This window comes from Pseudomonas sp. PDM24, assembly GCF_019218905.1.
Lineage (GTDB): Bacteria > Pseudomonadota > Gammaproteobacteria > Pseudomonadales > Pseudomonadaceae > Aquipseudomonas.
Genome location: NZ_JAHUWR010000001.1, coordinates 1,568,690 through 1,580,566 on the forward strand (window position 1 = coordinate 1,568,690; position 11,877 = coordinate 1,580,566).

The 11,877-nt window shown below is 59.5% G+C and carries 10 protein-coding genes; 3 read left to right on the plus strand and 7 right to left on the minus strand.

What is annotated here, in order from left to right:
- Positions 1 to 66: 66 nt before the first annotated feature.
- Together KW837_RS07105 and KW837_RS07110 are read right to left on the minus strand one after the other, a co-directional pair.
- The gene (locus tag KW837_RS07105) at positions 67 to 1,341 is read right to left on the minus strand and encodes a glucarate dehydratase family protein (RefSeq protein WP_218395018.1); all 1,275 of its coding nucleotides are present in this window, start codon (positions 1,339 to 1,341) and stop codon (positions 67 to 69) included.
- Positions 1,338 to 2,735, minus strand: a complete 1,398-nt coding sequence (locus tag KW837_RS07110; protein WP_218395019.1) for an MFS transporter — start codon at positions 2,733 to 2,735, stop codon at positions 1,338 to 1,340. Before KW837_RS07110 ends, KW837_RS07105 begins: the two co-directional genes overlap by 4 nt.
- Before the next feature lie 106 nt (positions 2,736 to 2,841).
- Here KW837_RS07110 and KW837_RS07115 point away from each other — a divergent pair, with 106 nt between their 5' ends.
- Both KW837_RS07115 and KW837_RS07120 read left to right on the plus strand, forming a co-directional pair.
- Positions 2,842 to 3,744, plus strand: a complete 903-nt coding sequence (locus tag KW837_RS07115; RefSeq protein ID WP_063343779.1) for a LysR substrate-binding domain-containing protein — start codon at positions 2,842 to 2,844, stop codon at positions 3,742 to 3,744.
- A 140-nt stretch (positions 3,745 to 3,884) separates the two neighbouring features.
- The gene (locus KW837_RS07120; protein ID WP_218395020.1) at positions 3,885 to 6,080 is read left to right on the plus strand and encodes a TonB-dependent siderophore receptor; all 2,196 of its coding nucleotides are present in this window, start codon (positions 3,885 to 3,887) and stop codon (positions 6,078 to 6,080) included.
- On the opposite strand, the gene KW837_RS07125 is transcribed toward KW837_RS07120, so the two are convergent.
- The gene (locus KW837_RS07125) at positions 6,077 to 6,403 is read right to left on the minus strand and encodes a hypothetical protein (RefSeq protein WP_123494792.1); all 327 of its coding nucleotides are present in this window, start codon (positions 6,401 to 6,403) and stop codon (positions 6,077 to 6,079) included. The two genes, KW837_RS07120 and KW837_RS07125, sit on opposite strands and share 4 nt — an antisense overlap.
- 241 nt (positions 6,404 to 6,644) lie before the next feature.
- On the opposite strand from KW837_RS07125, the gene KW837_RS07130 reads away from it, so the two are divergent.
- Positions 6,645 to 8,069 (plus strand): homospermidine synthase, encoded by a 1,425-nt coding sequence (locus KW837_RS07130; protein WP_218395021.1) that lies wholly within the window; start codon positions 6,645 to 6,647, stop codon positions 8,067 to 8,069.
- A 36-nt stretch (positions 8,070 to 8,105) separates the two neighbouring features.
- Here KW837_RS07130 and KW837_RS07135 read toward each other — a convergent pair whose 3' ends face one another.
- From KW837_RS07135 to KW837_RS07150, 4 genes are all read right to left on the minus strand, one after another.
- Entirely contained in the window at positions 8,106 to 8,810 is a 705-nt protein-coding gene (locus KW837_RS07135) for a phosphoribosyltransferase (protein WP_192344575.1), read from the minus strand.
- Between the two features lie 81 nt (positions 8,811 to 8,891).
- Positions 8,892 to 9,779, minus strand: coding sequence for a universal stress protein (locus KW837_RS07140; protein ID WP_192344574.1), 888 nt, complete (start codon positions 9,777 to 9,779; stop codon positions 8,892 to 8,894).
- A 176-nt stretch (positions 9,780 to 9,955) separates the two neighbouring features.
- Positions 9,956 to 10,774, minus strand: a complete 819-nt coding sequence (locus KW837_RS07145; RefSeq protein ID WP_192344573.1) for an alpha/beta fold hydrolase — start codon at positions 10,772 to 10,774, stop codon at positions 9,956 to 9,958.
- 199 nt (positions 10,775 to 10,973) lie between these two features.
- Complete coding sequence (locus KW837_RS07150; RefSeq protein WP_192344572.1) at positions 10,974 to 11,867, minus strand: LysR family transcriptional regulator; 894 nt, start codon at positions 11,865 to 11,867, stop codon at positions 10,974 to 10,976.
- Positions 11,868 to 11,877 lie beyond the last annotated feature (10 nt).

Consider the following 11,877-nt stretch of genomic DNA (forward strand, 5'->3'; position numbering starts at 1 on the left):
TTCGCGCCTGATACCAGTCGGTACGAAGCGCGAAGGACAGTCACCGATTTGTTCGGGAATGCGCGATCAAAAACGCGGTTTGATCGTCTTCCACTCCGGCTTGTAACGCTGCATCTGTTTCACGTCATCGCGCTGACGAATGCCGCAGCTCAGGTATTGATCATGCAGCTTGCCCAGTTGATCGTGATCCAGCTCAAGACCCAACCCAGGCGCACGGGTGATTTTCACGCAGCCATCGACGATGGATAGCTTGCCGCCCTTGATCACCTCTTCGTCCGGTTCCTGCCAGGGGTAATGAGTGTCGCAGGCGTAATCGAGATTGGGCACTGAAGCGGCGACATGTGCCATGGCCATCAGGCTGATGCCCAGGTGCGAATTGGAGTGCATAGACACGCCAAGGCCGAAGGTGTCGCACATTTTCGCCAACGCCTGGGTGTCCCGCAGGCCACCCCAGTAATGATGGTCGGCGAGCACGATCTGCACGCTGTTCAGGGCCACACTGCGGCGAAACTCATCAAAATCCGTGACCACCATATTGGTCGCCAGCGGCAGACCGGTACGTTTGTGCAATTCGGCCATGCCGTCGAGGCCCGGTGTCGGGTCTTCGTAATATTGCAGGTCATCACCCAGCAGCTCTGCCATGCGAATCGAAGTTTCCAGCGACCAGTTGCCGTTCGGATCGATGCGCAACGGGTAACCTGGAAAGGCCTTTTTCAACGCCTTGATGCACGACACTTCGTGCTCCGGCGGCAGTGCCCCAGCCTTGAGTTTGATGCTCTTGAAGCCGTAGGCCTCGATCATGCGCCGGGCCTGGGCGACGATCTGCTCTTCGTTCAGCGCCTCGCCCCAGCTATCCGGTTTGTACGGTGAATCGATGTGTTGCGCGTACTTGAAGAACAGATAGGCGCTAAACGGCACTTCATCACGAATCGCCCCGCCCAGCAGGTCCACCAGCGGCACGTTCAGGGAATGCGCCTGTAGATCGAGAAACGCCACTTCAAACGCCGAATACGCGTTGCTCACCGCTTTGCTGGCGTGAGAGCCAGGCGCCAGTTCCGCACCGGCGATGCTCTGGGTTTTGTTCGCCGCCACGGTGGCCTGCACGATGGCGCGCAACTGATTGAGGTTGAATGGGTCGAGACCGATCAGCTGACTTTGCAATTGCTGTTGAATCGCCAGTGCCGGGGCGTCGCCGTAGCTTTCGCCCAAACCGATGTAGCCATTGTCGCTCTCGATCTCGATGATCGAGCGCAGCGCGAAGGGTTCGTGAATACCGCTGGCATTGAGCAGCGGCGGATCACGAAAGGCGATGGGGGTGACGGTAACGCGTTTGATTTTCAAGAGGCAGCTCCCTTTGGCTCGGTATTCAAGGCTTGATGACTGACAGAATTTTTTGCGGCTGCGGCGTCGACCGGTTTACCGGTGAGCGAGCTGTGCGTGTCGCCACGCGGTGCAGTACGGGCAAAAAAGATCACCACGGCCGCGACCAGCGAAGTCGCCGCCAGGCCGTACAAACCGCCTTCGATGGAGCCGGTGGTCTGCTCCAGGAAACCGAACGCGGTCGGCGCCACGAAACCGCCGAGATTGCCGATGGAGTTGATCAAAGCCAGCACTGCCGCAGAGATACGCGCATCCAGATAGCCCTGGGGAATTGGCCAGAACAAAGCCGAAGCCGCCTTGAATCCAATGGCCGCAAAACAGATGGCGACGAAGGCAAAGATCGGCCCGCCGGTGGTTGACATGAACATGCCGAACGCGGCAATCACCAATGTCACGGCCACCCAGGCCTGTTGGTATTTCCATTTACTGGCCATGGCAGCGAAGCCATACATCGCCAGAATGGAGATGATCCACGGGATCGAGTTGAACAGGCCGACCTGGAAGTCGCCGAGGTTGCCCATCTTCTTGATCATGCTGGGCAGCCAGAACGTGGCGCCATAAATCGTCAGGGCGATGGAAAAATAGATAAAGCAGAACAAGGCGATCTGCCGATCGGCGAGCAATTTGAACATCGACGGTTTAACTGCCTGCGCGGCTTCTCGAGCCTGCTGTTCCAGGGCAATGGCGCTTACCAGTGCATCCTTTTCTTCAGCGCTCAGCCAATTCGCCTGACGTGGATGGGATTGCAGCCAGAACCAGACAAACCCACAGAGCACGATAGAAGCAAAGCCTTCAATCAGGAACATCCACTGCCAGCCATGCAGGCTGAGACCGCTGACGTGCAGCAGCGCGCCGGATACCGGCCCGGAAATCACCGAGGCAATGGCTGAACCGCTGAGGAAGATCGCCATGGCCTTGCCGCGCTCGGTCGACGGTAGCCATTGGGTGAAGTAATAAATGATGCCGGGAAAAAAACCCGCTTCGGCGGCGCCGAGAATGAAGCGCAGCACATAAAAGCTGGTTTCGCCGCGCACGAAGGCCATGGCCATCGCCGCCGCGCCCCAGGTGAACATGATGCGCGTCAGCCAGGCGCGGGCACCGTAGCGTTGCAGCAGCATGTTGGAAGGCACTTCGAAGATCGCGTAACCGATGAAAAACAGCCCGGCACCCAAGCCATAGGCCGCGGCGCCAATGCCCAGGTCGGTTTCCAGGTGGCTGCGCACGAAGCCGATATTGACCCGGTCGATGTAGTTGACGATGAACATCACCACGAACAGCGGTAGTACGTGACGCTTGACCTTGGCCGCTGCTCGGGCGAGGACGGTCGGGTCCGGCGGACTCTTATGGGTATTCAAAGGGCGACTCCCGTTCATTGTTTTTTTAGGGGAGAACCGATCATGGACGCGCCTATTGATCCCGTCTAATCTAACTTGGCACTCGATTGATACCTGGATTAGATCAATGTTCGAACTGACGCAACTGCGCTGTTTCACCACCGTGGCCACCGAACTGAACTTCCGCCGGGCTGCCGAACGGTTGAACATGACCCAACCACCTCTGAGTCGCCAGATTCAACTGTTGGAACATCACCTGGGCGTCGAGTTGTTCACCCGCAGCACGCGCAGCGTCGCCTTGACCGCCGCCGGCCGCGCTTTTTTTATTGAGGCACAGAACCTGCTGGAGCGCGCTCAGCAAGCCGCCGTAACCGCTCGGCGCTTCGCCGAAGGGGACATCGGTACGGTCAATATCAGCTTCGTCGGTAGCGCGGTTTACGAGTTCCTGCCCAAGGTCATCGCAGAAGCGCGGCTCAAACAGCCTCAAGTCAAAATCGATCTGTCGGAGATGAACACCTACCAGCAACACGAAGCCCTTCGCGCCCGCCGTATCGATCTGGGCATCGTTCGCGCACCGTTGCTTGAGCCAGGCTATGCCACCGAATGCCTGGTGCGTGAACCTTTCGTATTGGCCGTCCCCCACAACCATCGGCTGGCCAGCGCCAACACCGTGTCCGTCAAAGATCTGGACGCTCAACCCTTCCTGATGTACTCCCATGCGGCGTACCCGCCGTTCAACGAACTGCTGACCGGCATGCTCCGCTCGGCCCGCGTCGCCCCGGAATATGTGCAGTGGCTCGGCTCGTCCCTGACTATCCTGGCCCTGGTCAACGCCGGAATGGGCCTGGCCCTGGTACCTCGCTGCGCCACCAGTGTTGTGTTCAAGAACGTGGTGTTTCGCGATATCGATCTGGGCGAAGGCGTACAGAGTGAACTGCATTTGATCTGGCGTGAGAACAACGACAACCCGGCGTTTGCGATGTTGCTGGAGGGCATTCGTAAGGCTGTGAGGGATGGCTGGGGGTTGTGAGGAACCCCGCAGTTACCCGGCGATCGTCGCAATGACACTTTCATTTCATGATCGCTCCTCTTGTATGATGCCCCGCTTTCAAGCGTGAGCCGCAGGCTAAGACTCGCCAAACCCGGGCCCGCAGTCGTCGAGGATTTTTCATGAATAGGCTTTACCGGACCTCCCGCCAGGGAGTGGCCGCCCCGCGGTTCGCGCTCAATCCCCTGAACCTGGGCTTGGGCCTGCTGCTGTCCAGCGCCGTGCCTTCGGCCTGGGCCACCGCGACCGAACTGCCGGCGGTGACCGTCACCGGCGAAGATACTTCCGGTTATCAGGCCGACAGCGCTTCGGTCGGTGGTTTCGAGGCGGCGCCATTGCTCGACACGCCAGCCTCGATTTCGGTGGTCAACGAGGCGATGATCAAGGATCAGCAGGCCCGCCTGCTCAGCGAAGTACTGCGCAACGACGCCTCGGTGGGTGAAAGCTACGCGCCGGTCGGCTACTACGAAAACTTCGTCGTGCGGGGCTTCTCCCTCAACTCCGCCAGCAGCTACAAGATCAACGGCCGCACCATCACTGGCGAGCAGAATGTCGGGCTGGAGAACAAACAGCAGGTGGAGTTGCTCAAGGGCCTTTCCGGTTTGCAAAGCGGTGTCAGCGAGCCCGGCGGATTGGTCAACTACGTGACCAAACGGCCTGGCGACGTGCGTTCGGTCACCGTCTCTACCGACGATCGCGGCAGTGGTTACCTGGCGACCGACGTCGGTGGATGGTTCGGCAGCGAGCAACAGTTCGGCCTGCGCGCCAACCTGGCCCACGAAGACCTGCATTCCTACGTCGAACACACCAATGGCCAGCGCGATTTCGCCTCGCTGGCCTTCGACTGGAACATCAGCCCCAATGCGCTGCTGCAACTGGACGCCGAGTACCAGACCAAGGAACAGCGCTCTGCACCAGGCTATCAACTGCTCGGCGGTTCCAGCCTGCCGCACCACGCCTCGCCGAAGAAGCTGCTGGCACACCAGAGCGGTTCGAAGCCGGTCACCACCGATGCACTGAACCTCAACGGTAATTTCGAATACCGCTTCAGCGACCAGTGGAAAGGCAACCTCAGCGCCTCGCGCAGCCGGGTCGTGATCGATGACTACAGCTCGTTCGCCTGGGGTTGCTACGGCTCCGCCAGTTGCGCCGGCGCGGCGGTGCCGAACTACTTCAGCCCCGAGGGCGACTACGACATTTACGATTTCCGCAGCCCCGACGATACCCGCCGCAACGATGAAGTGCAGGCGGCCCTCAGCGGCCACTTCGAAACCGGTGGCCTGGGCCACGAACTCAGCGTCGGGACTAGCGCGTTCCGCCGCGTGGTGGACAAACGCGATGCCATCAATCAAATGATCGGCAGCGCCAACATCAACAGCGAACCGGCGGATTTTGCCCCTTACGATGGCCCGCTCAACGATTCCTACCGGCGCCTGGACAGCCGCCAGTACGGCCTGTTCTTCAATGACCGGATCAGCTTCAATGAGCAATGGCAGGCGGTGCTGGGCGGGCGCGAAGTGCGCCTGGATGAAGAGACCTTCGACAGCCAGGGCGAGACTACCCGGCACACCCAACGCTATAAGTTCCTGCCCCAGGCCGCGCTGATCTACAAGCCGGTGCAAAACCTGTCGCTGTACACCCGCTACAGCAAGGGCCTGTCCCTGGGTGGCGAAGCAGCGTGGTTTACCACCAATGCCTATGAAATCCTCGCGCCCACCGTATCGCGACAAATCGAGGCAGGGATCAAATACGACTGGCAGCGCATCAGTCTGGCCGCGGCGCTGTTCCAGATTCGCCAGGCCTACCAGTACTCGCGACCGAATGACGACGGTACGTTCACGTTCACCCAACAGGGCGAACAGAAGAACACCGGGCTGGAGCTCTCGGCCAATGGCTGGGCCAGCCAGCGCCTGCAGATCGCCGCCAGTGTCGCGGCGATCCGCGCGCGGGTCACCGATAGCGGCACGCCAGCTTATGAAGGTCACCAGGCAATCAACGTTCCGACCCTGCGCGCCAACCTCTACGGCGACTATGCCCTGCCCTGGTTCGATGGCCTGGCGCTGCTCGGCGCAGTGCAGTACAGCGCCAGCAAGTACGCCAACCGCCAGGGTGAAGTGCAGACTGGTGCCTATGCCATCTTCAACATCGGCAGCCGCTACAGCACTCGCATCGACGGATACGACACCGTTTTTCGCCTGACCGTGGACAACCTGTTCGACAAACGCTACTGGCGCGACGCCGGTGAATACATGGGCGATGGCTACCTGTTCCAGGGCGCCCCACTGACCGCCCGGCTGAGCGCCTCGATCAACTTTTAGCGTCGGGCCAACTCATGCCGGATGCATTGCTCGTAATACGTTTGCTTGATAGCAGCAGGCTTGAGACGTGAGGCACTGTTATAGGTTTGTTCGGTAATCCCCATGGCCGTCATGCGCATCCACGGCCGGGGGAATTTTCGCGATTGCAGTTTCTTGCGTGCCCCGTAAAGCGTGAAACCGGAAAGCTTCGCCGCTTGCGCGTCTGCGGCTATGTCCGAGCCCCAGCTGCAGACGAAACGACTGTTCTTGCTCAGGTCCTTTGCCTGAGCCTCAAGCGAGAGCATCAGGGCAAACGTCACAGCCATCCATACCAAAGTCCGCATATCGCCAATGCCTAACCTTCTGAAAAGAAAGCAAGTTTGACAACGAAACGGAAATCGGTGGGCCAGCAGTTCGCCTCATTCTCATCTGTTTTTTGGTATCGATCGGCATAGCAGAATCTCCTTGACGGTGTCCGAAACTTTTTTGAGCTTTAACTGAGCCTTGCAGTCTCTAGTTTGAGAGCGTCGTGGTTATCGACAGGTCATTTGCGGCGAGCGCGCGATCAGCCGGTGGAGGCTATCGATGTCAGATCTTGAGCATGTCATTCAGCCCTTTGATGCCAGGTTGGTGATGATCGGCTCTGGCTGTATCGGAAAAGGCGTACTTGCGCTGCTGTTGCGCCATCTTGAACTTGAACCGCAGCGACTGTTGATCCTCAGCCCCGATGACGATGGACGCTTGCTCGCGCAGGAATTTGGCGTCGCGCACCAAGCCGAGCAACTGGATCAGAACAATTACGAGGCGGTGCTCGACCCTCTTTTGAGCGCTGGCGATTTCCTGCTCAACCTCTCGGTGGGGGTTTCGAGCCTGTCGCTGATTCAGTTCGCCCAGCGTAAAGGCGTGCTGTATCTGGACACCTGTATCGAGCCGTGGGAAGGCGGTTACACCGACCCCGACAAGTCCCTGTCCGAAAGATCCAACTATGCATTGAGAGAGGCGGCTCTTCAGCTTCGCAGGGAAAGTGCGCAAGGTCTGTCCACCGCTGTCTTGACCCACGGGGCCAATCCAGGGCTGGTGTCCCACCTGATCAAGCAGGCACTGGTCAACCTCGCTGAGGATTTGGGTGACACAACGCCCCAGCCCACTACTCGCGAAGAATGGGCGCAGCTGGCCAGCCGACTGAATATCCGCTGCATCCACATTGCCGAACGCGATTCGCAGTTTTCATCGCAACACAAAATCGCCGATGAGTTCGTCAATACCTGGTCCGTGGACGGCTTCATCAGTGAAGGCAGCCAGCCGGCGGAATTGGGTTGGGGCAGCCATGAGAAAGCGCTGCCCGAGGATGGCTATTACCACGCCTTCGGGTGCCAGGCCGGGATCTATCTGCAACGTCCCGGTGCCTCGACGCGGGTTCGAACCTGGACCCCCTCGACGGGGCCAACCCATGGGCTGCTCGTGACCCACAACGAAGCCCTGTCGATTGCCGACTACCTGACCCTTGGCCAGGGAAGGCAGCCGACTTACCGGCCGACCGTCCATTACGCGTATCGGCCCTGTGACGATGCCTTGCTCTCGGTGCATGAACTCGCCGAGCGCAACTGGAAACCCCAGAGCGGCCAGCGCCTGCTCGATGACGAAATCCTCGACGGCAGTGACGAACTCGGCGTGCTGCTGATGGGGCATGCCAGAAACAGTTATTGGTATGGCTCGCGCTTATCGATCCAGCAAGCCCGGACACTCTGCCCCCATAACAGCGCCACCAGCCTGCAAGTGACGGCGGGAGTGCTGGCCGGCGTGATCTGGGCTATTCGCAATCCGCAACGCGGTATTGTCGAACCGGATGAATTGCCCTTCAGGGAGATTTTGCAGATATGCATGCCTTACCTTGGCAAGGTAGAAGGCATTTATTCCGACTGGACGCCGCTTACCGGACGTCACTCACTGATGCCCGAGCAGACCGATGAATCCGATCCGTGGCAATTCGTGAACGTCAGGATCACTTGAAAGCCTGACGTGGTTTGCTCCACGCCAGGCAACGGCTCAAATACCGGAACCGTTCTGAAATGAGTCGCCCGAACCGGACTCTCGTTGCCAGGCCCGGTGCAGAAGATCGATGACCTCTTCGTCCGATGTCTGCGAAAAATCCGTGTACCAATGCCCGATCGAGATCATCCAGTCGGGGATGAGCGGGCAAATCAGCTCGTCCACTTCATCGCGCAGCGCCTCTGCCGTCTCAACCGGTGCCACCGGCACGGCAACGACGATGCGCGATGGCGCTTGCAGGCGCGCGGCCTGTATCGCGGCCATCATCGTGGCGCCTGTCGCCAGGCCGTCATCAATCAGAATCACCACTTGATCCTTGAGCGCAACAGGTGCACGTGATGCCCGGTATAGCTGCTCGCGACGCAACAACTCCTGCGTTTCCTTTGCAACCACGGCATCGAGCGTGCGTTGATCAATACCGTTAGCCCGCAGCGCATCTTCGTTGACGATTTGTATGCCGCCACTGGCAATTGCGCCCATGGCGAACTCCTGGTGGGTCGGTACTCCCAACTTGCGCACCAGCATCAGGTCCAGGCGAACCTCCAGGGCCGTGGCGACTTCATAGGCCACCGGAACGCCGCCACGGGGTAAGGCGAGAACGATGACATCGGCTCTTTTAGCGTATTTGAGCAACGGCTCCACCAGGCCTCGGCCGGCATCCACCCGGTCATGCAAGATGGTTTGCAATGAAGGACTAGTCATTTGAAAACCTCCTTGGGGCGGGAGCCCCAAAAACGGGCGTTCGTTTGACGGCGGCCATCATTCCGATCAGGGCGCCCGCCCCTAGACCGCCAGAATGCTGCAAGGCACCTGATACAGAATATGTTCGGTGGTGCTGCCAAGCAGCCGCTCCAGACCACGGTATTGAGCTCTGCCCATCACTACCACATCCACTTGATGCACGTGGGCGAACTCACTCAGCACTGAGACCGGTTGCCCCATAATGAAATGCCGACACTCAGGGGGGACACCGAATCGGGCGGCCAGCTTGAGAAATGACGCTTCCAGGTCGTTGCGCAACTCCCTGGTCAGCTCCGAGAGCGTCAGACCGCCGCCCAGATCCGCCAGAAAAGCCGCCGAAATGTCACACGCGTACAGCAGATGCAACTCGGCATTGCACTGCAGCGCAAGGCCCGACGCCTGCAAGATGATCCGGTCATTGAGTTCACTGTTCGAAGGCTCGGTGTCTGACACGTCAACCGCGGCCACCACCTTCTGCGGCAAGGCATGGCATTCACCCCCCACCAGATAAACCGGGACCGGACAATGGCGCAACAAACGCCAATCCAGCGGCGTGAAGAACGCGCGCTTGAGCACGGGTTCATGCTGCACTTGCTTGATCAACAGATCGGGTTGCATTTGCGTGACATGCTCAAGAATGTCCTGACGCATGTTGTCGGCCCATGCAACGTCGGTTGTCACCTCAATCCCCCGGCCTCGCATCTTTTCCGCTTGTTCATCGAGCCAGTCGCGGTGCTCCTGCAGGTAGGTCGCCCGAGCCATTTTGCGGTCGCCTTCTTCGAGCAGCGACAGAATGTCCAACGAGGGAATCAGGCCGGCGATGTGCAAGCTCGCCCCGCTGGCCTTGGCCAGGGCAGCGCCATGGTTTATCGCAGGAGAATGGCGCAGCAGCGGGTTGATGATCAGTAATAACCGTTGATATTGGCTCATGGGCAGACTCCAGACAGGTTGATTCTCGACGCCGGCTCGAGAATCCAGCATCAGGCCCAGATTCGTCCCTTAAAGCCTCTTAAGCGTTGATTTATATCAACTCCCTTGAATGAGGCATTTGAAAGGGCCACTTGAGAAGAATAGTTCACAACGCTGCTGTGCATCCCATAGCAGACTCATACGCGATGGCCGTTCGCCTGAAAATCGGCAATCTGCTGCCACATCGCGATCGGGTTGGAATACATGGGGAAATGCCCGCACTGCGCGATCGGCGCCAACCGCACGCCTTGGGCCTGGATATGCGGCAGATAGGACAATGAAGCGTTCTGCTCGCCGTACATGAACATGCGCGGGCATGGCAGGCCGAGGAACTTGTTCATCAAGTCGGCGTTGTCGGAAAGATCGACCATCGACTCGAAGATCCCGCGTACCGCTCCGGCACGAACCTTGTGCCGCAAGCTTGCGGAATAAAGCGCACTGGCATGAGCCGGGGCGTGTCGGGCGCGTTCGATGAAGGCGGCGAAAAACACCTCGGGATCGTCCGTCGGGTAATCGACGATCTGCCGGCTGAGGAAGCAGTCCTCCGGGGCGATGTTGCCCTCGATGTCGACGAAGCTGAGTACCCGGTCCGGGCATTGATGAGCCAGCATCAGTGCGGTCAGTCCGCCCATGGAATGGCCGACCAGATGAAAGCGTTCGATACCGAAATGCTCCAGCATCTGCAAGGCGGTCTTCAGCAGAAAAGGGATGGAAATCCGCGAAAGGTCGCCGCACTGGCTTTCGCCGCAACCCGGTGCGTCATAAGCGACGAAAGGATGACCGGCGAAGGCGGCCTGCTGCACGACGTCGGCGTAGTCTTCCTTGGTCGAGCCAAACCCATGCAGGAACACAATCGGCGCCAGGACACCGTCGCGGTGAAGGGTGGCGATGTTCAGCCGGACGCCCTCCACCGTCAGAGGGATGTGCGCTTGAGTGAAGGTTTCAGGTTTGGACACGTGATGGATTCCTTGAGCGAAAAGGGTGACCGCCGGGCTGCATAGCGGTCCCGGAAATCTGACAAACATTGCCTGTTTTTTGTGAGTGGTGCGCACTCAAGCGGGAGCAAGCTCCCTCGCCACAGCAGGCCGTCAATTTCGCGGGGATCGGTCCTTCTGTAAATTCCTCATTCGGGAATACCGTCATAGGTCAAACCTATCAAACACGCTTGGTGAGCCGAGCAACCACCTCCTCCACCAGCGGATTGAGCCGATCGGCGTTCCAGGCCACCGCTGTCGTCACCACATTGAGCGGCTGGCTCAGTGGTCGCAACACCACATTATCGGGGGCCAGTTTTTTCAGCGACGCCGGCACCAGGGCGATGCCCTGTCCACAACTGACGAAAGCGATTTGCGACGCGACGGAGCGCACTTCATGCAGCACGCGCGGGGAAAATCCACTGGCGCGGCAGGTTGCGATCAGATTGTCGAAGTACACCGGGCTGACCTTTCGGGAAAACATCACCAAGGGCTCGGTGGCCAGGCTCGACAGGCTGATGCGCTTGCGCGAAGCCAATGGGTGATCGCTGGGCAAAGCCACGACCAGGCGATCCTCGGTCAGTGGCAGTGACTTGATCGAGGCGCCCAGGTCGCCGTCCAGACGGGCGAAGGCCAGGTCGATGTCCCCGGCTTCCAGCGCAGGCACGGCTTCGACGCTGTCGATCTCCCGCACGGACACGGTGAGGTGCGGGTAATCGACCTTCAGCTGCTCGATCAACCCGGGCAACACATCGAACATCGCCGTGGAAATCGCGCCGACAGTCAACATCCCCGACTGCCCCGCCACCGCCTCTTCCACGGCCAGTTCCAGGCGCTCCAGTTGCTCGGCGAACTTGCGCACCGCCGGCAGGATCGCGGCGCCTACCGGGGTCAGTTTCGCTCCCCGCCGCGAGCGGTCGAACAGCTTGACCTTGAGCGCCTGCTCCAGCACCTGAATCTGCTCGCTTAACGGTGGCTGGGACATTCCCAAGCGTTTGGCGGCGCGGCCGAAATTCTGTTCTTCGGCAACGGCCAGGAACAACCAGAGGTGACGAATCAAGCGGAAATTGATCATGGTTAATCCA